Raw genomic sequence first — 24,476 nt, forward strand, 5'->3', positions numbered from 1 at the left:
GGCCCGCCGCGGGCGCCCCCCCGCGGGGTGGCCCGCCCGGGCGCGGGCCCCCCCGGCCCCCCCCCCCCCGGCCCCGGGGGGGGGGGGGGGGGCCCCCGCGCCCCCCCCGCCTCCAGTCCGTCATCGGCTCACGTGACGTCGCGTCAGGTCGCTTCGGCGTCGAACGGTGCGGCCTCGCCGACGGCGAGCGGCACCACGGGTGCCGTCGCGCGCACCTTCGACGCGGTCACCAGCGCGGTCTGCACCGCAGCGGCGCTGCTGCCGGAGTCGAGCAGCGCATCACGGATGATCCGGCGCGGGTCGTACTGCCGCGGGTCGAGCTTCTGCCAGTCGACCTCGTCGAACTCGGGACCCATCTCGTCGCGCATCCGGTCCTTCGCGGTGTCGGCGAAGCGGCGGACGGCCTTGACGAACTCGGCGAGCTTCTGGGCGTACTGCGGGAGTCGCTGCGGACCGAGCAGGAGGACGCCGATGATCCCGATCACCAGGAACTTCTCGAAGCCGTCGAACACGGTACGAGCGTAACCCGTCCACACCCCGGAGCACCCGTAGAGTTGTCACCCGAACGGAGTGTGCGTGTCAGAGAAAGAGTCGAACTGGAAGTTCGCCGAGGACATCGTCTCGGAGTCTGAGGTGATCGCCCGAGCCAGGGAGCACTCCCTCGAACTCGGGGTCGAGGCGATCTCCCCCGCCATCGGCGCACAGATCGGGGTCGTCGCGGCCGCCTCGCGCGCCACGAGCATGATCGAGATCGGCACCGGCCTGGGGGTGTCCGGGCTGTACCTGCTCGGCGGCGCACCGTCCGCCACGCTCACCACGATCGACATCGAGGTCGACCACCAGCAGTACGCCCGTGACGCGTACATCGCCGCGGGCACCGCCCCCGCCCGGATCCGGCTCATCCCGGGTCGGGCGAACCAGGTGCTGCCGCGCATGAACGAGGCCTCGTACGACGTCGTCCTCGTCGACGCCGACCCGGAGCACGTCATCGAGTACGTCGAGCACGGACTGCGGCTCGCTCGGCTCGGCGGGACCGTCCTCGTGCCGCACGCGCTCTGGCGGGGCCGGGTGGCCGACCCGGTGAAGCGGGACCGGGCGACGACCGACTTCCGGCTGCTGCTCACCGAGGTGTCGACGTCGGGTGCGGTCATCAGCGCGCTCTCCCCCGCCGGAGACGGACTGCTGCAGATGACGAAGGTCTCCGCTTAGACGGTGCCGTCTCGGTCGGAGTCGTCGTGCCCGAGGTGGCGCAGGTAGCGCTCCGGGGACTCGAGGAACGACCGCTGGTGCCGGACGAGGTCGAGGTCGGCCCACTCCGTGCGCCGCAGGCCCCACTCGCCGACCTCGTGGATCGTCGCGCCGGGGAAGGCTGCGAGCACCGGTGAGTGCGTCGACATGAGCACCTGCCCGACGCCGCTCTCGACGATCGACTGCAGCAGGCCGATGAGCGCCAGGCAGCCGGAGAACGACAGCGCGGACTCGGGTTCGTCGAGGATCCACAACCCGGGCCACCGCGCACGGTCGATGACGAAGTCGAGGAAGGACTCGCCGTGGCTGCGCTCGTGGAAGACCGGCTCGGGCCGAGACAGGTTCGGGTGTTCCTCGAGGTAGGTGAAGAACCCGTGCATGGTCTCCGCCCGGAGGAAGAACCCCCCGCGGGGCGCGCCGAAGTCGCGGCGGATGGCGATGTGTTCGCACAGGTCGGACTCGGAGGCGCGGGTCGAGTGCTGCGATCCGGTGCCGCCGCCCTCCGGCCCCATGCCGAACTGCAGCGCGATGGCCTCGACGATGGTGGACTTGCCGACGCCGTTCTCCCCGACGAACACCGTGACGGGGTCGAGGTCGAGCCCCTCGTCGAGGAGCTGCCGGACGGGGGCGAGGGTGGCGGGCCAGACGTCGCGGGGCATCGGGTCGGGGTCGCAGTACTCCTCGACGCGGCGGATCGGCAGGTGGGTCCTCGGCACGGAGCCCATCCTGCCGTGCCACGCCGACATCGGCGCCCGGCGGGACGGGTCGAGGGCGTACGGACGGACGGAGGGCCCGGAGCGTACGCGCTCCGGGCCCTCCGTTCTGGTGCGTCGACGTACTAGGCCGAGACGACCTCGGCGAGTGCGTCGTGGAGTTCCTTGGCCTCGGCATCGTTGACCGAGACGACCAGGCGGCCTCCACCTTCGAGCGGAACCCGCACGATGATGAGTCGACCCTCCTTAACAGCCTCCATCGGCCCGTCACCGGTCCTCGGCTTCATGGCTGCCATCAGATGTCCCCTTTCGTGCAGTACATGCACCCCCATTATCTCGTATCGATGGGGGAACTGCGAAACCGCCCAGGTTGGGGGTCGTGGATCGCGACGTTCTCGCGGTTCCGAGTGGTCACCTTGGCGTGTGCCGTACATCCGCTCCAAGCGCCGTCAACCGCTCGACCCCGCCGTCGAGGCCGTCCCCGCCGGCATGCGCGTCGCCGGGGCGTTCTCGTGGCGGATGCTCGTCGTCGTCGCCGCCCTCGCCGTCGTCGTCGCGCTCGTGGTCCTGCTGCAGGACATCGTCGTGCCGTTCCTGATCGGCCTCATCGTGTGCGCCCTGCTCGCACCGTTCTCGCTGTTCCTGCAGCGCCACCGCTGGCCGAAGTGGCTCGCGGTGCTGTCGTGCTTCCTCGCCGTCGTGATCGTCATCGGCGTCCTCGCGCTGGTCGTCACGGCGCAGATCCGGTACGACCTGCCGTCGCTCGAGCACCGTCTCGACCACAACGTGCAGTCCCTGCAGAGCCTGCTGGCCACCGAGCCGTTCGGCATCACGGCGTCGCAGGTCACGAAGTGGCTGTCCGACGGCACGAAGTTCCTGCAGACCCACGCGTCGTCGATCGCCTCGGGTGCGGCCGAGGCCGGGAGCGGGCTCGTGCACCTGCTCGAGGGCCTCTTCATCGTGGTGTTCACGACGATCTTCGTGCTCGTCGACGGCCCGCGCATCTGGTCGTGGGTGGTGCGGCTCTTCCCCCGCCGAGCGCGCGGTCGCATCGACGTCGCCGGGCACGCCGGCTGGAAGACCCTGACGAGCTTCATCCGCGTCCAGCTCGTCGTCGCGGTGACGGACGCGCTCGGCATCGTGATCGGCGCCCTCGCGCTGCAGGTGCCGCTCGCGATCCCGATCGGCGTCATCGTGTTCTTCGGCGCCTTCGTGCCGGTAGTCGGTGCGATCGTCGCGGGCGTCGTCGCGGTGCTCGTCGCGCTCGTGTTCAACGGCTGGGTACCCGCACTGGTCATGCTCGGCATCGTGATCGCCGTGCAGCAGCTCGAGAGCCACGTCCTGCACCCGTTCCTCACCGGGTCGGCCGTGCGCGTGCACCCGCTCGGTGTCGTGCTCGGCGTCACCGCGGGCACGACGATCGCCGGCGTCGTCGGGGCGTTCTTCGCGGTGCCGTTCATCGCGACCGCGAACGCGATGATCCACGCGGCGGCGTCAGCCGACCCCGAGGCGGTGGGGCGGGGCGCCGAGGACCGCGAGGCCGACGTCGATCACGGCGGGGTCCAGTCGTAGCCGTCGATCCACCAGCAGTAGTACATCCACACCCACTGCAGCGCGATGCAGACCACCACGACCGCCACCCGGTACACCCGTGACCGCGGTAGCGCGACGATCCCGAGCAGCGGGGCGATCGGCAGCAGGATGCGCCAGGTGCTCGACTGCGGGAAGAACACGGCCAGCAGGTACACCAGGTAGGCGACGCCCCAGAGCCGCAGCTCGAGCCCGATCCGCCGCGCGGCCGGCAGGGCCACGAACGCGGCGAACCCGACCACCACGACGGCGAGCAGGATCGCGCCGGCCGGCTGCCCGAACCACCACCCGAAGCCCTGCACCCACGGCGCGAACGGGACGAGTTCCCGCCAGCCGATGTACGACGACCGCCACGCCAGTTCGGTGTCCGTGTACGCCCGGGGCACCCCGGTCACCGCCCAGGCGATCGCCGGCCACGCCAGCCCGACGATCCCGGACACGACCGCGACCACCGCGGGTGGGACGAACCGCTGCACGGTGAGCGGCGACGACGCGCGGACCCACGACGGGCGGACGAACCAGGCGGCGAGGAACAGCACGATCAGCAGCGCGAAGGCCAGCCCGGTGGGCCGGGTCATCCCGAGCAGCAGGACGACCGGGAGCATCGACCACCAGCGGCGGTCCACCATCAGCAGCAACGCGACGAGGAGCAGGAACAGGCCCATCGACTCGGCGTACGCGACCTGGAACATCGCCGAGACGGGTGCGACGCAGAACAGCACGGTCGCGAAGGTGGCCCGCGCCGGGTCGAGGAACCGACCCATCAGCCGCCGGAACACGAGCGCCGCTCCCCAGCCGAACAGGAGCGAGACGGACACGGCGACGAACTCGAAGGACGCGCCCGTCAGCGCCATCAGGCCCCGCACCAGGAAGGGGTAGGCGGGCATGAACGCCCACGCGTTCTCGGTCACGTGTCCCGTGGCGTCGATCGGCAGCGTCGAGGGGTACCCGGACGCGGCGATCACCCGGTACCAGGCGCCGTCCCAGATCGACGAGAACGACAGCAGGCCGGGGTGCTGCACCGTGAACGAGTTCGCCGCCTGCACGCTCGCGAACGCGGCGAGCATCGTGCCCGTGACGATCCGCGCGAGCACGTACACGACCGTGATCCGCACCCACCACGGCACGACCCGGTAGCGGGCGTGCCACCGGGCGCGGGCAGGGCTCAGCCGGGTGGACCCGGCCGTGGTCAGGCCGTCAGCCACCGACGCAGACCGTGCTCGACCGCGGTGATCTGGTCGACGGGGACCTGCTCGTCGTCGTGGTGGGCGAAGACCGGCTCGCCGGGCCCGTAGTTGACCGCGGGGACGCCGAGCGCCGAGAAGCGTGCGACGTCGGTCCACCCGTACTTCGGGCGGGGCGCGGGACCGCCGACGGCGGCGACGAAGTCCTGCGCCAGCGGGGCGTCGAGTCCGGGTCGGGCGCCGGCGGCGAGGTCGACGATCTGCACGTCGTAGCCGTCGAAGAGCTCGCGGATGTGGGCGACGGCCTCGTCCGCGCTGCGCGACGGGGCGAAGCGGTAGTTGACGTGCACCATGACCTCGTCGGGGATGACGTTGCCGGCGATGCCGCCCGTGATGCCGACGGCGTTGAGGCCCTCGCGGTAGTCGAGTCCGTCGACCGTGACCGTGCGCGGCTCGTAGGCGGCGAGCGTGGCCAGGATCGGCGCGGCCTTGTGGATCGCGTTGTCGCCGATCCAGCTCCGGGCGCTGTGCGAGCGCTTGCCGGAGGCGCGGACCTCGGCCCGGAGGTTGCCGTTGCACCCGCCCTCGATCTGCGCGCCGGAGGGCTCGCCGAGGATCGCGAAGTCGCCCGCGAGGAGCTCGGGACGCGTCCGTGCCAGGCGTCCGAGGCCGTTCAGCGCGTCGCTCACCTCTTCGTGGTCGTAGAAGACCCAGGTGACGTCGACGTTCGGCTCGGCGAGGTCGTACGCGAGCTTGAGCTGGACCGCGCAACCGGCCTTCATGTCCACCGTGCCGCGGCCCCAGAGGATCTCGGTGCCGTCCTCGGCCGTCCGGAACTCGGTCGGCAGGTTGCCGTTGAGCGGCACGGTGTCGATGTGCCCCGCGATGACGACGCGGCGGTCACGACCGAGGTTCGTCCATGCCACGATCGCGTCACCGTCGCGGATCACCTCGAGGTGGGGCAGCGGCGTCAGGGCGGCCTCGATCGCGTCGGCGAGCGGCCCTTCGTCGCCGGACACCGACTCGATGTCGCAGATGGCACGGGTGATGTCGATGGACGAGGCGGTGAGGTCGAGCGGCTCCGGCATGCGGGAAGCCTACCGGCCGACCCTTGCAGCCCGGCGGAGCCGTCCGGACGGACGGGTGGCCCCCTCCCCTCGCTGGGTACCCTGGTCCGGTGACCGACACGACCGCTGCCACCGCCCGCCCGACCCACGCCTGGGGCCACGGCCTCGCGACGATCGCCGCCGACGGCACGACGCTCGACACCTGGTACCCGGAGACGTTCGTCGGCACGCTGCCCGCCGACGCCGTGTTCCCCGCCGACCTGCGCGCACACGTCGGCGACGACCCGCGCCGCGGTGTCACGATCGAGGCGGTCACGACCGAGGTCACGATCGACGCCGCACCCGCGAGCACGCCGGACGCGTACCTCCGCCTGCACCTCCTCAGTCACCTGCACGTGGCGCCGAACGAGGTCAACCTCGACGGTGTCTTCGCCCACCTGCCGATCGTCGCGTGGACGAACGCGGGCCCGGTGCACCCCGACGACCTGACCCGCCTCCGCCCCGGCCTGCAGCGCGCCGGGATCGCCGTGCACGCGATCGACAAGTTCCCCCGGCTGGTCGACTACGTCGTGCCCGACCGCGTGCGCATCGCCGACGCGAACCGGGTCCGGCTCGGCGCCCACCTCGCTCCCGGCACGACGGTCATGCACGAGGGCTTCGTGAACTTCAACGCCGGGACCCTCGGCGACGCGATGATCGAGGGCCGTGTCTCGCAGGGCGTCGTCGTCGGGAACGGCACGGACATCGGCGGCGGTGCCTCCATCATGGGCACGCTGTCCGGCGGCGGCACCCACCGCGTCTCCCTCGGGGAGCGCGCGCTGCTCGGTGCGAACGCCGGTCTCGGGATCTCGCTCGGCGACGACTCGGTGGTCGAGGCCGGGCTGTACGTGACGGCCGGCACGAAGGTCGTCCTCGTCGGCGCGGCCCCGAACCCGGACGGCACCCCGAAGACGGTCAAGGCGGCCGAGCTCTCCGGGACGCCCAACATCCTGTTCCGCCGCAACTCGGTCTCCGGCGCGGTGGAGGCACTGCAGCGCCAGGGGCAGGGCATCCAGCTCAACACCGCGCTGCACGCGTAGGCGGTCCGTCCGTGGGGGGAACGGTCGACGGACCGCACGGCCCGGTGCCGGTCCGCCGGTACGCCGCGCGTCGGGGCACGACGGGCGCCACGACGCTCGTGTGGTTGCACGGGGGTGGGTTCTTCCGCGGCAGCCTCGACCTGCCGGAAGCGCGCGTCGTCGCCGGCACCCTCGCCGACCGGGGGCTCGACGTCGTCACGGTCGGGTACCGCCTCGCTCCCCTGCCCGGGTTGCCCGTCGTCGGACGCCGAGGACCCCGGGGTCGACGCCGTCACCCGGTGCCGAACGACGAGGTCCGCGCCGTGCTCGAGGTCGTCCGCGGCGAGACCGACGGTCCCGTCTTCCTCGGCGGGGCGAGTGCCGGCGCGTGCCTCGCAGCAGCCGTGACCCGGACGCTGCCGGACGCCGCACGGCCGGACGGACTCGTCCTCGCGTACGGGTTCTTCCACGCCCGCACCCCGCGCGACGCGGCAGTCCTCCGATCGGTCCGCGGGCACCGGCGGCTCACGCACCACCCGGCACTGCTCGACCGGGCGAACCGGAACCACGTCGGCCGCGCGGGCGACACCGCCACCGCGTTCCCCGGCGGCGAGGACCTCTCCGGCTTCCCCCGCACGGTCATGGTGGACGCCGAGCACGACACGATGCGGGCCTCGGGCGACCGGTTCGCCGACGAGCTGCGCGGCGCCGGGGTCGCGGTCGAACGGCACGTGCTCCCGGCAGCGCGCCACGCCTTCCTCAACCGGCCGGGGTCATCGGACTCGGACCGGGCGCTCGATCTCGTCACCGCCTGGGCGGCGCGCTCGTCCGGCGCCTGAGCGGCGCGGGCGGGCACGCGGCGGAGCCGACCGTGCGACGGACGGGAGGCACGGTGCCGGCCCGCACCGTGCCTCCCGTCCGTCGATCTGTCGGTCCACCGCCGCGCCCGCGCGTGGCTGCGCGCCGCGTCAGCGTGCGGGCAGGTCGCGCTCCGGGTGCCCGACGTAGAGCTGCTGCGGGCGCCCGATCTTGTTCAGCGGGTCGTTGTTGAGCTCGCGCCACTGCGCGATCCACCCGGGCAGACGCCCGATGGCGAACAGCACCGTGAACATCCGCGGCGGGAAGCCCATCGCCTTGTAGATGATGCCCGTGTAGAAGTCGACGTTCGGGTAGAGCTTCCGGCTGACGAAGTACTCGTCCTCGAGCGCGATGCCCTCGAGCTCCATGGCGATGTCGAGCAGGTCGTCCTGCACGCCCAGCGCCTCGAGCACCTCGTGCGCGGACTCCTTCACGAGCTTCGCCCGCGGGTCGTAGTTCTTGTAGACGCGGTGCCCGAAGCCCATGAGCTTCACGCCGCGCTCCTTGTTCTTCACCCGCTCGACGAAGCGCGTCACGGGCTCGCCCGAGTCCTTGATCTGCTGGAGCATCTCGAGCACGGCCTCGTTCGCACCGCCGTGCAGCGGACCGTACAGCGCGTTGATGCCGGCGGAGATCGAGGCGAACATGTTCGCCTTCGTCGACCCGACCATGCGGACCGTGGCGGTGGAGGCGTTCTGCTCGTGGTCCTCGTGCAGGATCAGGAGCCGCTCGAGCGCCTTCGACAGCACCGGGTTCGGCTGGTAGGTCTCGGCCATGGTGCCGAAGTTCAGGCGCAGGAAGTTGTCGACGAAGGACAGCGAGTTGTCCGGGTACAGGAACGCCTGCCCGATGGACTTCTTGTGCGCGTACGCGGCGATCACCGGCAGCTTCGCGAGGAGCCGGACGGTCTGCAGCTCGACCTTCTCGGGGTCGTCGACGTCCATGTCGTCCTCGTAGTAGGTCGACAGGGCGCTGACGGCGCTGGAGAGGACGGACATCGGGTGCGCCGAGTGCGGCAGGGCGTCGAACAGACGACGGAGGTCCTCGTGCAGCAGCGTGTGGCGCCGGATCCGGGCGTCGAAGGATTCGAGCTCGGCGGGCGTCGGCAGCTCGCCGTAGATGAGGAGCCAGGCGACCTCGAGGAAGGTCAGGTTCGACGCGACCTGGTCGATCGGGTAACCGCGGTACCGCAGGATGCCCTGGTCACCGTCGATGTAGGTGATGGCGCTCTTGGTCGACCCGGTGTTCACGAACCCGTAGTCGAGCGTGTTCATCCCGGTCTGCTTCTTGAACGTCGAGATGTCGATGGTGGACGCACCGTCGACGCTCGGCAGGATCGGGAACTCCGCCGTGCCGCCCGGGTACGTCAGCGTCGCGGTCGCCGCGGTCTGCTCGGCGGCGGGACTCACGGGGACGGGCGTGGTGGGCGGTGTGGCCGTCTTCTGAGCGTCATTGGCAGTGTCAGTCACGGTGACAGCCTAATCGCGCCCACTGTCGGTCGTGCACACATCGAGCCTCAGGACTTGGTGGGAACCACGGATTGCGCCGAGCGCGAAAGGCTCAGGCGGACGCCAGACGACGCCCGCTCGCCAGTCGCTGCGCGGCTGCGGCGATGCGCTCGTCGGTCGCCGTGAGCGCCACACGCACGTGCTCGGCACCCGCTGCGCCGTAGAAGGTCCCCGGTGCGACGAGGATCCCGCGCTCGGCCAGCCAGGCGACGGTGTCGAGCGCGGGCTCGCCGCGGGTGGCCCAGAGGTAGAGGCCCGCCTCGCTGTGGTCGACCCGGAAGCCGGCACCTTCGAGTGCCCGTCGGAGCATGTTCCGTCGGGCGCGGTACAGCGCCTTCTGCGCCTGCACGTGGGACTCGTCGGAGAGGGCGACGATCATCGCTTCCTGCACCGGCAGCGGCGGCATCATGCCCGTGTGCTTGCGGACCGCGAGCACCTCGGCGAGGACCTGCGCGTCACCGGCGACGAAGGCCGCCCGGTAGCCCGCGAGGTTCGACTGCTTCGAGAGCGAGTAGACGCTGAGCACCCCGTCCACCGAGTCGCCCACGACCCGGGGGTCGAGGATCGTCGGAGTCGGTGCGGTGTCGTACGGCGGTTCCCACCCGAGTTCGGCGTAGCACTCGTCGCCGACGATGACGGCGCCGAGCTCCCGCGCCCGCTCGACCGCGGCGCGCAGCTCGTCGATCGACAGGACGCGGCCGTCGGGGTTGCCCGGGGAGTTCAGCCAGACGAGCTTCGTGGTGGACGGCCAGGCGGCCGGGTCGTCCGACGCGAGGGCATCCGCGCCGACCAGGGCCGCACCGAGCTCGTACGTCGGGTACGCCGCGGCCGGGAACACCACCGTGTCGCCGCGGCCGATGCCGAGCCAGAGCGCGAGCCCGGCGATGAACTCCTTCGACCCGATGGTCGGGAGCACCTGGTCCGGCGTGAGGGTCACGCCCTGGCGCCGGCCGTACCAGTCCGCGATCGCCTCGCGCAGGGCCGGGGTGCCGGCGACCTGCGGGTAGGCGTGCGCGTCGGTCGCCTCGGCCAGCGCCGTGCGGACGACGGCGGGCGTCGGGTCGACGGGCGAGCCGACGCTGAGGTCGACGATGCCGCCCTCGACCGCCGCGGCCTGCTGCTTGAACGGGACGAGCTGGTCCCAGGGGAAGTCGGGGAGGTCGAGCGCCACGGGTCGGATCCGGTTCAGCCGCGGGGCGGTTCGGCCATGACGACCGGGTGGTCCTTGTGGATCACACCGACCTTCGCGGCACCGCCGGGGGAACCAACCTCTTCGAAGAACTCGACGTTGGCCTTGTAGTAGTCGGCCCACTCGTCGGGGAGGTCGTCCTCGTAGTAGATCGCCTCGACCGGGCACACCGGCTCGCACGCACCGCAGTCGACGCACTCGTCGGGGTGGATGTACAGCGACCGGTCACCCTCGTAGATGCAGTCGACCGGGCATTCGTCGATGCAGGCGCGGTCCTTGACGTCGACACAGGGCTGGGCGATCACGTACGTCACGGTTGGGGTGCTCCCTTCGGACTGAGCAGATCGAGTCTACCCGCGCGACCCGGCCGCACCTGACCGCCCGGCGGACGGACCGTCAGGCCCGGTCGGCCGTCCCCGACCGCCCGGCGGCCGACGCCCGGATGCCGGACAGGTCGGGCCACGCGAGCACGAGCGCCGTGACGGCCGCCGGCCCGAACGTCCACACGTAGCCCGCGACGTTGGCGAGCACGAGCGGGGAGCTCTGCCCGCCCACCGACGACAGCACCTGCGTCGCGGCGATGATCCCGATGCCGACCGCCGCGACCATCGCCCGCGACCGGTACAGCAGCCGGATACCGACCGTGAGCCCGATCACGATCAGCGAGGTGAGCACGATGCCGACCGGGAACGCCCCGAGGGTCTGCTGGTGCGTGACCGTGCCGAGTCCCCCGGCGACGAGTCCGAGCACGAGGGCGACCACGACGGCGGTGACCTTCCCCTGCCGCGAGAACTCGGCGAAGGTCTGCGGCGCCTGCGGGACCCGGTCGGCGTCGTGACGGAACGCCTCGACCGCCGGCGCCTGGTGCCGGGCACCGTGCGGCATCACCCACGACAGCGCGGTCGGGTCACGGGGATCGACCGGGTCGACCGTCACCTGGGACCGGTACTGCTCGACGGCCGCCCGGACCTTCGCCCGCACCGGCACGACGTCGACGGTCAGGTCGGCCTGCCCGGAGTCGGGGTCCACGATCATCGAGAACGGGAGTTCCTCGGCACGGGCGGCGTACCGCGCGGCGTGGTGGACCCGCACGTGGTCGGGGTGGCCGTAGCCGCCGTCGTCGGCGTAGCTCACCACCGCGTCCGCGCCGGTGGACCGGATCGCGGCGCGGATGTCGTCGACGACCTCGCCGAGGTCCGCCGCGGTCAGCGAGTCCGCCGGGGCGTCCCCGGCGGCGACGGCGCGTCCGTCGGGGCCCCACTGCATGCCGGAGTCGGTGTAGCGGCGCTCGGGCAGGTCCGTCGGACGCGCACCCGGCCCGCCGAGCCAGAGGTGCGCCGGCCCGCCGAGTGCGGCGAGGGCGGCGGCGATCTCGGTCTCGCGGTGCGCGGCGACCCGCGGACCATCGCCGAAGAGCGGCGCGAGCTCGGGCGTCAGCATCTCGCCGCGCTCGCCTCGGGTAGCGGTGAGCACGGTCACCTCGGCGCCGAGCTCGAGCAGGGTGGCGATCGTCCCGCCCGACGAGAGCGTCTCGTCGTCGGGGTGGGCGTGCACGAACAGGACGCGCTCGGGGCGGGTTGCGGGGGCCTTCGACATCGGGTCCAAGCGTACCCAGCGGTGGCTAGCGGGGCGTCACGATGTAGGTCGCGGTGACGCCGTCGCTGCCGTCGGAGAAGGTCAGGACCACCCGGTAGCCGTCGCTCCGGAACATCCCGAAGGCGCTGGACGAGTCCGCCCGCTTCGCCGACTCGGTGAACCCGGCGTCGGTGAGCTGCTGCGCGGCGGCCTGGAAGTCGTCGACCGAGGCGGCACGGACCTGTGCCACCCACCCGGATCCGTTCGGCCCGCTCCCGCCGCCGAGCACGGTGCCGTCGACGAGCGGGACGTCCTTCGTCGGGAAGCCGTCGGGGACCTTGCCGTCCGAGGTCACGTTCGCGCCCTTGAGCGCGGTGTCGAGTGCGCCGTCGATGCCGCCGGCGACCGAGGCCATGCCGTCCTGGACGGCCTTGCCGTCGATGCCCTGCACGCCCTCGGCGACGCTCGATGCGACCGACGAGCCGAGGTCGGTGGCCTGCTTCACGGCGTCGGACGAGCAGCCGGCCAGTCCGGCTAGGGCGATGCCGGCGGCGACGGCGGCGATCAGGGTGCGGGTCGGGGTGCGCATGCCCAGCACCCTAGGGGGCGAGACGGGAGGCGCGGCGTGAGTCCCCTGGGAACGTCACGTGCGTGGCGGGGTCGCGCCGCGCCTCCTGGCTCGGTCCTGCGGGACCGCCCGCGTCAGGCGACGTACGCGCGCGTCGCCGCCACGAGGGCGTCGACGCCCACCGGGATCGCCGTCTCGGCCTGCGGCGCGTAGAAGGGCGAGTGGTTGCTCGGGATGTCCTCGCCGCGACGGAACAGCTCCGGGTCGGTGATGCCGGTGAACCAGTACACGAGCGGCACTCCGGCCGCGGTGGCGAGCTGGCCGACGTCCTCGGACGCCATCGCCAGGCCGATCTCGAGGTCGCGGGCTCCGGGGACCTCGGCGCGGATCGCGTCGAGCACGGTCTGGGCGGCCTCGGCGTCGTTCACGGTGACCTCGGCACCCGGCGACCGCACGATCGTCGGCTCGGGCAGCCCACCGGCCTCGCTCTCGGCGCGGACGATGCGCTCGATCGAGGCGATGATCCGCTCACGGGTCTCCTCGTTGCGGGCCCGCGTCGAGATCTCGATGACGGCCTGGTCGGGGATGATGTTCGCGCGGGTGCCGGCGTGGAAGCTGCCGACCGTGACGACCCCGGCGTCGCTCGGCGAGACCTCGCGCGAGACCACGGTCTGCAGGCGCACGACGGCCGACGCTGCGGTGACGACCGGGTCGAGCGAGGCCTGCGGGGCGGAACCGTGCGCGCCGCGGCCGTTGAACGTGACCGTCAGCCGGTCGCTCGACGCCATCACGGGGCCGCTGCCGACCGCGACGATGCCGACCGGCGCCGGCGCGGAGTGCTGTCCGAGGACGACGTCGGGCGTCGGGAAGCGCTCGACGAGCCCGTCCTCGACCATGGCGCGGGCGCCGGAGATGACCTCTTCCGCCGGCTGGAAGACACCGACGACCGTGCCGTGCCAGTCGCCCGTGGTGGCGGCGAGGCGCTCGAGGGTCCCGAGCAGCCACGTCACGTGGATGTCGTGGCCGCAGGCGTGCATCGTCGGGACGTCGTTGCCGTCCTCGTCGGTGCCGTGGTGCTCGCTGGCGTAGGGCAGGCCGGTGCGCTCCTGGACCGGCAGCCCGTCCATGTCGGCGCGGAGCCAGACGACGGGCCCCTCGCCGTTCGACAGGACGCCCACGACACCGGTGCCGCCGACGCCCGTGGTGACCTCGATCCCGCCGATCTCCGCGAGCCGGTCGGCGACGATGCCCGCCGTGCGGTGCTCCTGGAAGCCGAGCTCGGGGTGGGCGTGGAGGTCCTGGTACAGCGAGAGGAGGTCGAGAGTCACGCGCACCACGGTACATCCGACGACGGCCCGGCCACCTCGAACGAGGTGACCGGGCCGTCGGAGGGAGGCCGTGCCTCCTGGATGACTGCTTACGCGTCCTGACGCTTCAGGCGGGCGTACGCACGCTGGCGGGCCTGCGCGTCGAGCTCGACCTTGCGGATGCGCACGGCGTCGGGGGTGACCTCGACGCACTCGTCCTCACGCGCGAACTCGAGGCACTCCTCGAGCGACAGCTGGCGCGACGGCGTCATCGACTCGAAGGTGTCAGCGTTCGCCGAACGCATGTTCGTGAGCTTCTTCTCCTTCGTGATGTTGACGTCCATGTCGTCGGCGCGCGAGTTCTCGCCGATGACCATGCCCTCGTAGACCTCTTCGGTGGGGTTGACGAAGAACGTCATCCGCTCCTGGAGGTTCGTGATGGCGAACGGCGTGACGACACCGGAGCGGTCGGACACGATCGACCCGTTGATGCGGGTCTGGATCGGGCCGGCCCACTCGTCGTAGCCGTGCGAGATCGCGTTGGCGATGCCGGTGCCGCGGGTCTCGGTGAGGAACGACGTGCGGAAGCCGATCAGGCCGCGCGACGGGACGATGAACTCCATGCGCACCCAGCCGGTGCCGTGGTTCGTCATGTTCTCCATGCGGCCCTTGCGAGCGGCCATGAGCTGCGTGATCGCGCCGAGGTACTCCTCCGGCGTGTCGATCGTCATGTGCTCGTAGGGCTCCTGGAGCTTGCCGTTCTCGTCACGCTTGGTGACGACCTGCGGCTTGCCGACCGTGAGCTCGAAGCCCTCGCGACGCATCTGCTCGACGAGGATGGCCAGTGCGAGCTCGCCGCGGCCCTGGACCTCCCACGCGTCGGGGCGACCGATGTCGAGGACCTTGAGCGAGACGTTGCCGATGAGCTCGCGGTCGAGGCGCTCCTTGACCATGCGGGCGGTGAGCTTGTGGCCCTTGACCTTGCCGACGAGCGGGCTGGTGTTCGTGCCGATCGTCATCGAGATCGCCGGGTCGTCGACCGTGATGGTCGGCAGCGGACGGACGTCCTCGGGGTCGGTCAGGGTCTCACCGATGGTGATCGTGTCGAAGCCGGCGACGGCGACGATGTCACCGGGGCCCGCCGACTCGGCCGGGTAGCGCTCGAGCGCCTTGGTGACGAGGAGCTCGGTGATGCGGGCGTTGACGACGCTGCCGTCGTGCTTGACCCACGCGACCGTCTGGCCCTTCTTCATGGTGCCGTGGAAGATGCGCAGGAGCGCGAGGCGACCGAGGAACGGCGACGCGTCGAGGTTCGTGACATGCGCCTGCAGCGGGTGCTCGTCGTCGTACTTCGGGGCGGGGACGTGCTGGAGGATCGCCTCGAACAGGGGCTCGAGGTCGTCGTTGTCCGGCAGCGAGCCGTCGGCCGGCTTGTTGCGGCTGGCGGCACCCGCACGACCCGAGGCGTAGACCACGGGGACGTCGAGGATCGCGTCGAGGTCGAGGTCGTCGACCTCGTCCGACAGGTCGGAGGCGAGCCCGAGCAGGAGGTCCTGCGACTCGGACACGACCTCGTCGATGCGGGAGTCCGGGCGGTCCGTCTTGTTGACGAGCAGGATCACCGGGAGCTTCGCGGCGAGCGCCTTGCGGAGCACGAAGCGGGTCTGGGGCAGCGGACCCTCTGATGCGTCGACGAGGAGCACGACGCCGTCGACCATGGAGAGGCCGCGCTCGACCTCACCACCGAAGTCGGCGTGACCCGGGGTGTCGATGACGTTGATCGTGATGGGGCCGTCCGCGCCGAACTCGGTCGCGTGCTTGCCGTTGTAGAGCACCGACGTGTTCTTCGCGAGGATCGTGATGCCCTTCTCGCGCTCGAGGTCGTTCGAGTCCATCATGCGGTCTTCGCCCTCGAAGTGGGCGTCGAACGAGTTGGTCTGCGTGAGCATCGCGTCGACGAGGGTGGTCTTGCCGTGGTCGACGTGTGCCACGATGGCGACGTTGCGCAGGTCGGACCGGGTGGCGAGCGCCATACAGGACATCCTTTGGTGTTCGGAAGAAGATCGGGCGGCCGACTGTGGCGCTCGCGCCGCGGTGGCACTGCCCGGAGGTGGGCAGAACGCCCGACACGCCAGTCTACCGGTAGTTCGCAACCGAGAGGAGTACCCCCGATGAGCCGTCGGCGAACGTGGATCGAGATCACGATCGTGCTGATGCTCTCGCTCGGCGGCAGCGCGCTGTACTCGGTGCTGCAGATCATCGACGACCTGTCGCAGACGACGCCGCTCGGGCAGCAGTCCACGGCGCTCAACACCTCGACCACGACCGTGCAGTACGTCGACCTCGCCCGGCAGCTCGTGGGCATCGCGGTCGACCTCGCGCCGGTCGCGCTCGTCTGCTTCCTGCTCTGGAGCACCACCCGCCCGCACCTCGGTCGACTCGGCATCGACCGGTTCCGCGTGCGGCCCGACCTCGGCGGCGCGGCGCTCATCGCCCTCGGCATCGGGATCCCCGGGCTCGCGCTGTACTTCACCGGGCGGGCGCTCGGGTTCACCGTGAACGTGAACCCGGCGGCGCTCGACTCGTACTGGTGGACGATCCCCGTGCTGCTGCTCTCGGCGATCCGCTCCGGGCTGCAGGAGGAGGTGATCGTCGTCGGGTACCTCTACGAACGGCTGGGCGGCCTCGGGTGGGGGCGCTGGCAGGTCATCCTGTCCACCGCGGTCCTGCGCGGGAGCTACCACCTCTACCAGGGGTTCGGCGCGTTCGTCGGGAACGCCGTGATGGGCATCGTGTTCGGCTGGATCTACACGAAGTGGGGCCGGCTCCTCCCCCTCGTCATCACGCACTGCCTGCTCGACGCCGCGGTGTTCGTCGGGTACCCGTGGGTCGCGCACGCGTTCCCGCAGCTGTTCCGCTGACGCTGGTCGCCCGCGGCACGGCCGGCGACCAGCCCCGGGCACCCGCCACGTCGGCCGCGCGGCATCCCCCCGTTCGAGCGTCGGCGATGCGGCGGACCCGTCCGACCCCGGTCCGGCGGACCCACAGCGAACCCACAGCGCGGCGCCGCACCGGACCCTGGTCCCGCACCTACCGTGGCCGCATGAGCATCCCCGAGGTCGGCGATCCCGCACCCGGATTCACCCTGCCCGGCATGATCGTGCGCGACGGCACCCGCACCGACGACGAGTACGCCCTGTCCGCCGAGATCGGCCGGACGCTCGTGCTCGCCTTCTACCCGGGCGACGCCACCCCGGTCTGCACGGCACAGCTCTGCAGCTACCAAGAGGAACTCGACGACTTCGGCGACCTCGGCGCCGTGGTGTGGGGCGTCAGCCCGCAGGCGCTCGACTCGCACGAGGCGTTCGCCCGCGGGTCCTCGCTCACCTTCCCCCTGCTGAGCGACACCGCGGGGGACGTCATCCGCGCGTACGGCGTGCAGGCGCCGGGGATCGGGCTCCGGCGGTCCGTGTTCGTGATCGGGCCGGACGGCGTGGTCCGTTGGCGGCACGTGGGGCTCGTCGGGCTCCGGTTCCCCAAGGCGGATGCGATCCGGGCGCAGATCGAGCTCCTCGTGGCGTGACACGGCGTGTCGGTCCCCCGAAGATGCGACGGTCTGGGGTATTGACACCCGAACGGGGGCCGAGGACGATTGACGCCACGAGAGGTCCACACAGGATCTGCCTCCCCGGGGAATCGGGTCGTCCGGAGATACGCGCTGGTGTGTCACACCCGCTCCCCGGGCGTTCCCGGGGAGGCATCTCGTAACCTCTTCGGCGTGACCACGATCCTCGCCCCCGGCATGCGCCTGCTCGCCGTCGTCCTGTGGGTCGCGGCCGCCGCGCTCGTCCCCCTCGCCCTCCTGAGCGGCGGCACCGCCTGGCTCGCCCCCGTCCCGAGCATCTGCATCGCCTTCATCGCGTGGGCGGTCCTCTGGCGCCCGCGGTTCGAACTGACCGACGAGCACCTCCGCATCGTCGACGTCCGCCGCACCAGCACCTACACCTGGCGCCGCGTCACCGAGGTCCGCACCAAGTACGGGATCGAGATCGTCACGAGCGAGGGCGTCCGCCGCACGTGGCTCGCCACCCGCAGGTCGGCCCGGCTCGCCGCCGTGGTCGACGGTCGTCCAGGAGGCGCGCATCGCCTCGACGTCGACGCTGCGGCCGAGCGTATCCGGGCGTTCGTGCCCGAGCCGCCCGCGCAGGACGGCCCGCCTCCGGCGACCGTGACGGCTGCGCCGATCACGCACCGCGTGCACGGGTGGACGATCCTCGCGATCGTCGTCCTCGCGTTCGTCGCGACCCTGGCGGCCGCGCAGCTCTGACCGCCGCGATCCCTCCGACGAAGAACGACATCCCCGACGTCGTGCGACGTCGGGGATGTCGTTTCCGTTCTCCAGCGGTGCGGACTACTCCTTGTAGCCCACGTCCTGCCACTTCACGGAGGACTGCTGGAACTGCGCCGGACCGTAGTTCACGAGGTCCTTGCGCACGCCCCAGGCGTAGGGCTCCGGGAACAGCGGGATCGTGCCCGCGACCTTGACGATCTTCTTGTCGATCGCGTCCGCGTCCTCGATGCGCTTGTCGGCGTCGAGTTCGGCGTTCGCCTTGTCCCAGGCGGCACCGAGCGAGTCGTCGGTCACGCCGGTGTAGTTCTGCCCCGCGTCGGCCGGGTAGTAGATCGACTTCAGCGACGACACCGGGAACGGCGTGCCCTGCCAGGCGAAGTACGTGGCGTCGAAGTCACGGCCGTCGGTGGTGACGTACTTCGTGAAGAAGTCGTCGGTCGGGACGGTGTCGATGGTCACCTTGAAGCCGGCGAGCTTCGTCTGCTGCTGCACGAGCTGCGCGACGTTCGCCGAGTTCTGGTTGTCCGACGGGATGACGAAGCGGACGTCGAGCGTCTTGCCGCCCTTGGTCGCGTAGCCGTCCGAGCCGATCGTGTAGCCGGCGTCCTCGAGCTTCTTCTTCGCCTTGTCGGTGCTGTAGCCGTAGACCGAGGAGACGTTGTCCTGGTAGCCCTTCTGGCCGGGCAGGTAGACGAGGTTGTTGAGGACCTGCACCGGGCTCTTCACCGGCGAGAGGATCGCCTGCGCGACGACCTGGCGGTTGATCGCCTGGGCGAACGCCTGGCGGACCTCCTGGTCCTTGAAGACGTCCGACGTGCCGTTCAGGGTGATCTGACGCTGGGTCGTGCCGAGCGAGCGCTCGATCTTCGAGTCCGAGCGGCTGTTCGCGGTCTTGAAGTTGTCCGCGCTGCCGTTCAGGTTGAAGGCGTCGAACTCCTTGTTCGCGTAGGCCTGGGCGACACCGTCGCGGGACACGGTCTTGAAGACGATCGTGTCGAGCTTCGGCGCGTCACCCCACCACTTCGAGTTCTTCTCGAAGGTCACGACGCCGCCGTTGGCGTCGAAGGTCTTGAGGATGTACGGGCCGGCGGAGACGTACGTCTTGCCGTCCGCGGCGAACGGACCCTTCGCCCACGAGTTGTTGAAGTGGTCGGGGGTGTCCACGGCCCAGTAGGGGTAGATCGCGGTGAAGACGCTCGGCCAGTCGGCGTTCGTCTTCGAGAACGTCACGATGACGTCGCGCTCGTCCGAACCCTGCGTGACGGAGTCGACGTCCTCCCAGACGTTGGTGGCGAGCGGGGCGAAGGCCTTGTTCGTGCCGTTCAGCGCCTTCCAGTTCGCCTCGACGTCCTTCTCGGTGATCGGGGTGCCGTCGGACCAGACCGCCTTGGGGTTGATCTTGATCTCGACGGTCTGGGGCGAGTCCTTCGTCAGCTCGATCGAGTCGACGTAGTCCTTGTTCGCCTCCCACTCGCCGTTGGCCTTGAACTGGATGAACCCGGGCAGGTAGGTGCCCGCGATCGTGTTGTCGTCGACCGTCCCGGAGTCGAGGTTCGACAGCTGCCAGTTCGCCGGTGCGGAGTCGATCGGCAGGGTGAGCGAGCCGCCGTCCTTGATCGTGTCGCGGTCGGCGACCGTCCAACCCGTCGACTTCAGCGACGACGTGGCGACGGCCGAGCTGCTCTGTCCGGCGGACCCGCCGCCGGAGCAGCCCGCGAGCACGAGTGCCGCGGCGGCTGCTGTGGCGAGCACGGCCGTCGTCTTGATCCTCATTCGCATGGCGAGGATTCCCTTTCGTTGTGGTTCGCGCCGGAGCGCCGGGACGCGACGGCCCCCGCCGCCACGCCTGTTGGTTGAGAACCCTAGTCACATCCGAAGGTCGCACAAGGGCTGCTGTACCGAATCGAAACATGCTCGTAACGAATGTTGCATAGCGTCAACAGGGATCACCCACCCCGGCTCGGAAGCGGCTAGCCTGTCGCCACCGAACAACGCCGTCCGGACGGACGGCCGCACCCCACTGAGGTCCCAGTACATGCTTGCTTTCCTCGCGAAGCGGATCGTCAACTACGTGATCCTGACGATCGTCGCGACGACGCTCGGCTACATCCTCGCCAGCGCGACGCTCAACCCGACGTCCCGGTACCTCGGCAAGAACCCGCCGGTCCCGCAGAGTTCGATCGACGCCGCGCTCCAGAAGCTCGGCGCCGACCCGAACACCCCGCTCCTGGTCCGCACGTGGAACTGGTGGGTGAACCTGGTCACGCACGGCTCGCTCGGCATCAGCGCCCGCGGCACCGAGGTCACGGCCGACATCGTCGCCCGCTCCGGCACGAGTCTGCGACTGCTGGTGATCGGCACCCTGCTCGGTGCGATCCTCGGTGTCCTGCTCGGCGTCTGGAACGCCGTCAAGCAGTACAAGACGTCCGACCAGGTGTCGACCTACCTGTCGTTCGCGGTGCTCGCGACGCCCCCCTTCGTCATCGCGGTGGTGCTGATGATCCTCGCGACGACCCTGAACGGGGCGGTCGGGACGCAGCTGATCTCGTTCACCGGTGAGTACACCCCGGGGGTGACCGGGTTCTTCCCGGTGCTCGGCGACCGGCTGGTGCACCTGCTCTTACCGACGATCTCGCTGACGGTCGGCGCCGTCGCCTCGTACTCGCGCTACCAGCGCTCCGCGATGCTCGACGTGCTGTCGAACGACTTCATCCGGACGGCGCGCTCGAAGGGCCGGACGCGTGGATCGGCCATCATGCGGCACGGTGTCCGCGTCGCCCTCATCCCGATGTCGACGTTCTTCGCGTACTCGTTCGGCCTCATCCTGACCGGTGCGAGCATCACCGAACTGGTCTTCAGCTGGCACGGCATGGGCGAGTACTTCGTCCAGAGCATCAGCAACAACGACATCAACGCGGCAGCGGGCACGATCCTCTTCACGGCGATCCTCGTGCTCATCGCAGGCACCCTCGCGGACCTGCTCTACGCCGCGCTCGACCCGCGAGTGAGGGTGTGACCCGTGTCTGTTCTCGACCCCACGACCACGACCACCGCCGGCGACCCCGGTGACGGCAACGCCGGGCAGCCGGCGCACGTCGTCGAGGTGAAGGGTGGCCGCACCCCGCTCTGGCGCAAGGTGCTCGGCACCTGGCGTGCGCGCATCGGTGGCGGTGCACTCCTCCTCATCCTGCTCTGGGCCTTCGTCGGTCCGTACCTGTACCACTGGAACGCCGTCGACTCCGACGGGCTCGCCTTCGGCATGCCGCCGAGCGCCTCGCACTGGTTCGGCACGAACGACATCGGCCAGGACATCTACGCCCAGACCCTGGTGGGCCTGCAGAAGTCCCTGCTCATCGGGCTCATCGCCGGTCCCGCCGCGACCCTCATCGCGGGCATCGTCGGTGCGATCGCCGGGTACTTCGGCGGGTTCGTCGACCGGGCGCTCGTGTGGGGCATCGACCTGCTCCTGGTCATCCCGTCGTTCTACGCGCTCGTGCTCCTCAGCCCGCTGTTCAAGAACCTCAGCTGGCTCGCGCTCATCGTCGGCCTGGCGATCTTCGGGTGGATGATCATGGCCCGCGTGATCCGCGGACAGACGATGTCCCTCCGGGAGCGCGACTACGTCAAGGCCGCACGGTTCATGGGCGTCCCGTCGTTCACGATCATCCGGCGGCACATCCTGCCGAACGTGGCCTCGCTGCTCATCATCGACGCCACGCTCGGCGTCGGCGCGATGATCCTCTCCGAGAGCGCCCTGAGCTTCTTCGGCTTCGGTATCCAGGTGCCGGACGTGTCGCTCGGCACCCTGCTCGCCGCCGGCAGCCAGTCCGCGGTCACCCGACCGTGGCTGTTCGTCCTGCCGGCTGCGACGCTCGTCGCCACGGTCCTCTCCACCAGCCTGCTCGGCGACGCCCTGCGCGACGCCATCGACCCCACCTCGGGAGCCAACCGTGACTGAGCCGCTGCTCACCGTCTCCGACCTCGCCGTCACGTTCAACCCGGGCTCCAAGCCCGTGTACGCCGTGCGCGGCGTGGACTACTCCGTCAACCAGGGCGAGTTCCTCGGCATCGTCGGCGAGTCCGGTTCGGGCAAGTCGGTGTCCTCGATGGCCGTGATGGGACTGCTGCCGTCGTCGGCCAAGGTCGAGGGCAGCATCCGGTTCGACGGCCGCGAGCTGCTCGGCTTGAACGACCGTGAGATGTCGAAGCTCCGTGGCGGCGACATCGCGATGGTCTTCCAGGACCCGCTCTCCGCCCTGACGCCCGTGTACACGATCGGCCAGCAGATCGTCGAGGGGCTGCGGCTGCACGACCGGAACCTCACCGCGCACGCCGCCCGGGCCCGTGCCGAGGAACTCCTGCGCGTCGTCGGCATCCCGAACCCCTCGCGGCGGCTCGACGCCTTCCCGCACGAGTTCTCCGGCGGCATGCGGCAGCGCGCCATGATCGCGATCGCCATCGCGAACGACCCGAAGCTGATCATCGCCGACGAGCCGACCACGGCACTCGACGTGACGATCCAGGCGCAGATCCTCGACGTCCTGCAGACCGCCAAGGACATGACCGGTGCCGCCGTCGTCCTCATCACGCACGACCTCGGCGTCGTCGCGGGCAACGCCGACCGGGTCGCCGTGATGTACGCCGGCCGGATCGTCGAGACGGCACCGGTCGAGCCCCTCTTCCGCGAGCCGGTCATGCCGTACACGATCGGTCTGCTCCGCTCGATGCCGAACATGGCCTCGGCACGCTCGGAGCGCCTCGTCCCGCTCGACGGCCGTCCGCCGCTGCTCACCCAGAAGCCGACCGGCTGCCCGTTCGCCGACCGCTGCCCCGCGGTCCTCGACGCCTGCCGTGAGAGCGAGCCGGCCCTGATCGCCCCGTCGGTGGCACCGAGCGACGACAACCCGGTCCTGACCGGTGCGACGCCGACCATCACGAACGGCGCCTTCGACGACGAGCACACCGCGGCGTGCATCCGCCGCGACGAGATCGCCGCCGGCACGCTCGCCCGCTCCGAGATCTTCCCGCGCCCCGAGGACGTCCCCGAGTCCGAGATCGACCACGGCGACGACGTGGTGCTGCAGCTCGACGACGTCGTGAAGACCTTCCCGCTGACGAAGGGCGCCCTGTTCCGCCGGCGCATCGGCGAGGTGCACGCGGTCGACGGGATCTCCCTCACGCTGAAGCGCGGACAGGTCCTCGGGCTCGTCGGCGAGTCCGGCTGCGGCAAGACCACGACGATCATGGAGATCCTCGAGCTCGCCGGCGCGCAGCAGGGCACCATCACGGTCAACGGCGTCGACACCGGCACCCTGTCGAAGTCCGACCGCCGTGCGCTCCGGAGCGACATCCAGGTCGTCTTCCAGGACCCGATGGCCTCCATCGACCCCCGACTCGACATCGGGTCCGTGATCGGCGAGCCGCTCACGGTGCAGGGCGTGCCGAAGGACGAGATCCGCCGACGCGTGCGGGACTCGCTCGAGCTCGTCGGTCTCGAGCCGAGCTACATCGACCGGTACCCCCACGAGTTCTCCGGCGGCCAGCGGCAGCGCATCGGCATCGCCCGCGCGCTCATCGTCGAACCGAAGATCCTCGTGCTCGACGAGCCGGTGTCGGCGCTGGACGTGTCCGTGCAGGCCGGTGTCATCAACCTGCTCGAGGACCTCAAGCACCGCCTGGGCCTGTCCTACCTGTTCGTCGCGCACGACCTCTCGGTCGTCCGGCACATCGCCGACGACGTCGCGGTCATGTACCTCGGCCGGATCGTCGAGTACGGCGACGGCGACCGCGTGTTCGACGACCCGCAGCACCCCTACACCAGGGCCCTGCTGTCCGCGGTCCCGGTGCCGGACCCGTTCGCCGAGGCCGCCCGCGGACGCATCCTGCTCGACGGCGACCTCCCCTCCCCCACGGAACGGATCGACGGGTGCCGGTTCCGCACCCGTTGCCCGCTGTACCAGCTCCTCGACGAGGACCGGCAGCAGCAGTGCCGTTCGGTGGACCCGCGCCTGCAGGACGTGCACGGACGCGGCGTGGCCTGCATCCAGACCGACCAGAACCACCTGCTCACCGAGCGGGTGTCGGCGACGGTGTGACCGACTGACGTTCCGTGAGACGGACGGGAGGCGGGGGGGGCGCGGGGCCCCCCCCCCCCCCCCCCCCCCGGGGGGGGGGGGCCCCGGGCGCCCCGCCCCCCCCCGGGGGGGCCCCCGCCCGGGCGGGCCCCGCCGCCCGCCCGCCCCCCCCCCCCCCCCCCCGGG

23 protein-coding genes are annotated in these 24,476 nt (G+C 70.9%); 10 read left to right on the top strand and 13 right to left on the bottom strand.

The genetic code is table 11. The features are described 5' to 3' along the window. Positions 1–143: 143 nt before the first annotated feature. Positions 144–512, bottom strand: a complete 369-nt coding sequence (locus tag ACIPEP_RS09490; protein ID WP_402717113.1) for a Sec-independent protein translocase TatB — start codon at positions 510–512, stop codon at positions 144–146. Positions 513–576: 64 nt separating this feature from the next. Between ACIPEP_RS09490 and ACIPEP_RS09495 the strand changes: the two genes are divergently transcribed. Beyond that, positions 577–1,209 carry an O-methyltransferase gene (locus ACIPEP_RS09495; RefSeq protein WP_071294984.1) on the top strand — a complete coding sequence of 211 codons (633 nt, stop codon included), beginning with the start codon at positions 577–579 and terminating at the stop codon, positions 1,207–1,209. Here ACIPEP_RS09495 and ACIPEP_RS09500 read toward each other — a convergent pair. After that, complete coding sequence (locus ACIPEP_RS09500; RefSeq protein ID WP_402717114.1) at positions 1,206–1,964, bottom strand: AAA family ATPase; 759 nt, start codon at positions 1,962–1,964, stop codon at positions 1,206–1,208. The two genes, ACIPEP_RS09495 and ACIPEP_RS09500, sit on opposite strands and share 4 nt — an antisense overlap. Positions 1,965–2,086: 122 nt before the next feature. Then, positions 2,087–2,257: a DUF3117 domain-containing protein gene (locus ACIPEP_RS09505; protein WP_017887054.1), complete on the bottom strand. Its 171-nt coding sequence runs from the start codon at positions 2,255–2,257 to the stop codon at positions 2,087–2,089. 127 nt (positions 2,258–2,384) lie between these two features. Between ACIPEP_RS09505 and ACIPEP_RS09510 the strand changes: the two genes are divergently transcribed. Next, positions 2,385–3,533 (top strand): AI-2E family transporter, encoded by a 1,149-nt coding sequence (locus ACIPEP_RS09510; protein WP_402717115.1) that lies wholly within the window; start codon positions 2,385–2,387, stop codon positions 3,531–3,533. Here the strand turns inward: ACIPEP_RS09510 and ACIPEP_RS09515 are convergent. Both ACIPEP_RS09515 and dapE read right to left on the bottom strand, forming a co-directional pair. Continuing rightward, a complete protein-coding gene (locus ACIPEP_RS09515; protein ID WP_402717116.1) occupies positions 3,512–4,756 on the bottom strand; it encodes a hypothetical protein in 1,245 nt (414 codons plus the stop codon). The two genes, ACIPEP_RS09510 and ACIPEP_RS09515, sit on opposite strands and share 22 nt — an antisense overlap. Further along, positions 4,741–5,823 carry a succinyl-diaminopimelate desuccinylase gene (gene dapE, locus ACIPEP_RS09520; protein ID WP_402717117.1) on the bottom strand — a complete coding sequence of 361 codons (1,083 nt, stop codon included), beginning with the start codon at positions 5,821–5,823 and terminating at the stop codon, positions 4,741–4,743. Before dapE ends, ACIPEP_RS09515 begins: the two co-directional genes overlap by 16 nt. Positions 5,824–5,912: 89 nt before the next feature. On the opposite strand from dapE, the gene dapD reads away from it, so the two are divergent. Together dapD and ACIPEP_RS09530 are read left to right on the top strand one after the other, a co-directional pair. Next, the gene (gene dapD / locus ACIPEP_RS09525; RefSeq protein WP_229085188.1) at positions 5,913–6,881 is read left to right on the top strand and encodes a 2,3,4,5-tetrahydropyridine-2,6-dicarboxylate N-succinyltransferase; all 969 of its coding nucleotides are present in this window, start codon (positions 5,913–5,915) and stop codon (positions 6,879–6,881) included. A gap of 11 nt (positions 6,882–6,892) precedes the next feature. Next, positions 6,893–7,699 (top strand): alpha/beta hydrolase, encoded by an 807-nt coding sequence (locus ACIPEP_RS09530; RefSeq protein WP_402717118.1) that lies wholly within the window; start codon positions 6,893–6,895, stop codon positions 7,697–7,699. Positions 7,700–7,828: 129 nt separating this feature from the next. Here ACIPEP_RS09530 and ACIPEP_RS09535 read toward each other — a convergent pair whose 3' ends face one another. The 7 genes from ACIPEP_RS09535 to typA all read right to left on the bottom strand — a co-directional run bounded on the left by ACIPEP_RS09535 (position 7,829) and on the right by typA (position 15,898). After that, positions 7,829–9,127 carry a citrate synthase gene (locus ACIPEP_RS09535; RefSeq protein ID WP_083403225.1) on the bottom strand — a complete coding sequence of 433 codons (1,299 nt, stop codon included), beginning with the start codon at positions 9,125–9,127 and terminating at the stop codon, positions 7,829–7,831. Between the two features lie 151 nt (positions 9,128–9,278). Further along, positions 9,279–10,397 (bottom strand): succinyldiaminopimelate transaminase, encoded by a 1,119-nt coding sequence (gene dapC / locus ACIPEP_RS09540; protein WP_402717119.1) that lies wholly within the window; start codon positions 10,395–10,397, stop codon positions 9,279–9,281. Positions 10,398–10,411: 14 nt separating this feature from the next. Then, positions 10,412–10,729, bottom strand: coding sequence for a ferredoxin (fdxA, locus tag ACIPEP_RS09545; RefSeq protein WP_058728223.1), 318 nt, complete (start codon positions 10,727–10,729; stop codon positions 10,412–10,414). An 82-nt stretch (positions 10,730–10,811) separates the two neighbouring features. After that, the gene (locus ACIPEP_RS09550) at positions 10,812–12,011 is read right to left on the bottom strand and encodes a PIG-L family deacetylase (protein WP_229085186.1); all 1,200 of its coding nucleotides are present in this window, start codon (positions 12,009–12,011) and stop codon (positions 10,812–10,814) included. A 25-nt stretch (positions 12,012–12,036) separates the two neighbouring features. Continuing rightward, a complete protein-coding gene (locus ACIPEP_RS09555) occupies positions 12,037–12,579 on the bottom strand; it encodes a hypothetical protein (protein WP_261646318.1) in 543 nt (180 codons plus the stop codon). A gap of 113 nt (positions 12,580–12,692) precedes the next feature. Further along, positions 12,693–13,886, bottom strand: a complete 1,194-nt coding sequence (locus ACIPEP_RS09560) for an amidohydrolase (protein ID WP_402717120.1) — start codon at positions 13,884–13,886, stop codon at positions 12,693–12,695. A gap of 89 nt (positions 13,887–13,975) precedes the next feature. Continuing rightward, positions 13,976–15,898 carry a translational GTPase TypA gene (typA, locus tag ACIPEP_RS09565; protein WP_070416707.1) on the bottom strand — a complete coding sequence of 641 codons (1,923 nt, stop codon included), beginning with the start codon at positions 15,896–15,898 and terminating at the stop codon, positions 13,976–13,978. Between the two features lie 138 nt (positions 15,899–16,036). Between typA and ACIPEP_RS09570 the strand changes: the two genes are divergently transcribed. From ACIPEP_RS09570 to ACIPEP_RS09580, 3 genes are all read left to right on the top strand, one after another. Beyond that, complete coding sequence (locus ACIPEP_RS09570; protein WP_070416708.1) at positions 16,037–16,786, top strand: CPBP family intramembrane glutamic endopeptidase; 750 nt, start codon at positions 16,037–16,039, stop codon at positions 16,784–16,786. Positions 16,787–16,968: 182 nt separating this feature from the next. Beyond that, positions 16,969–17,448: a peroxiredoxin gene (locus ACIPEP_RS09575; RefSeq protein ID WP_070416709.1), complete on the top strand. Its 480-nt coding sequence runs from the start codon at positions 16,969–16,971 to the stop codon at positions 17,446–17,448. Positions 17,449–17,643: 195 nt separating this feature from the next. Next, positions 17,644–18,192, top strand: coding sequence for a hypothetical protein (locus tag ACIPEP_RS09580; protein ID WP_402717121.1), 549 nt, complete (start codon positions 17,644–17,646; stop codon positions 18,190–18,192). 84 nt (positions 18,193–18,276) lie between these two features. Here ACIPEP_RS09580 and ACIPEP_RS09585 read toward each other — a convergent pair whose 3' ends face one another. After that, positions 18,277–19,989 carry an ABC transporter family substrate-binding protein gene (locus tag ACIPEP_RS09585; RefSeq protein ID WP_261646322.1) on the bottom strand — a complete coding sequence of 571 codons (1,713 nt, stop codon included), beginning with the start codon at positions 19,987–19,989 and terminating at the stop codon, positions 18,277–18,279. Between the two features lie 262 nt (positions 19,990–20,251). Between ACIPEP_RS09585 and ACIPEP_RS09590 the strand changes: the two genes are divergently transcribed. From ACIPEP_RS09590 to ACIPEP_RS09600, 3 genes are read left to right on the top strand one after another with little or no spacing between them, the layout of a single operon-like run. Then, on the top strand, positions 20,252–21,232 hold the full coding sequence (locus ACIPEP_RS09590) for an ABC transporter permease (protein WP_070416712.1): 981 nt from the start codon (positions 20,252–20,254) through the stop codon (positions 21,230–21,232). 3 nt (positions 21,233–21,235) lie between these two features. Then, positions 21,236–22,174, top strand: coding sequence for an ABC transporter permease (locus ACIPEP_RS09595; protein WP_083295025.1), 939 nt, complete (start codon positions 21,236–21,238; stop codon positions 22,172–22,174). Further along, positions 22,167–24,311, top strand: a complete 2,145-nt coding sequence (locus ACIPEP_RS09600; protein ID WP_402717122.1) for a dipeptide ABC transporter ATP-binding protein — start codon at positions 22,167–22,169, stop codon at positions 24,309–24,311. Before ACIPEP_RS09595 ends, ACIPEP_RS09600 begins: the two co-directional genes overlap by 8 nt. Positions 24,312–24,476 lie beyond the last annotated feature (165 nt).

It is taken from the genome of Curtobacterium sp. NPDC087082 (assembly GCF_044745045.1).
In the GTDB taxonomy this organism is placed as follows: Bacteria; Actinomycetota; Actinomycetes; order Actinomycetales; family Microbacteriaceae; genus Curtobacterium.

Coding starts and splice junctions, on each gene's coding strand:
- ACIPEP_RS09585 (WP_261646322.1), bottom strand. CDS start 19,989: ATGAGGATCAAGACGACGGCCGTGCTCGCCACAGCAGCCGCCGCGGCA.
- ACIPEP_RS09570 (WP_070416708.1), top strand. CDS start 16,037: ATGAGCCGTCGGCGAACGTGGATCGAGATCACGATCGTGCTGATGCTC.
- ACIPEP_RS09575 (WP_070416709.1), top strand. CDS start 16,969: ATGAGCATCCCCGAGGTCGGCGATCCCGCACCCGGATTCACCCTGCCC.
- typA (WP_070416707.1), bottom strand. CDS start 15,898: ATGGCGCTCGCCACCCGGTCCGACCTGCGCAACGTCGCCATCGTGGCA.
- ACIPEP_RS09505 (WP_017887054.1), bottom strand. CDS start 2,257: ATGGCAGCCATGAAGCCGAGGACCGGTGACGGGCCGATGGAGGCTGTT.
- ACIPEP_RS09590 (WP_070416712.1), top strand. CDS start 20,252: ATGCTTGCTTTCCTCGCGAAGCGGATCGTCAACTACGTGATCCTGACG.
- ACIPEP_RS09555 (WP_261646318.1), bottom strand. CDS start 12,579: ATGCGCACCCCGACCCGCACCCTGATCGCCGCCGTCGCCGCCGGCATC.
- ACIPEP_RS09550 (WP_229085186.1), bottom strand. CDS start 12,011: ATGTCGAAGGCCCCCGCAACCCGCCCCGAGCGCGTCCTGTTCGTGCAC.
- dapE (WP_402717117.1), bottom strand. CDS start 5,823: ATGCCGGAGCCGCTCGACCTCACCGCCTCGTCCATCGACATCACCCGT.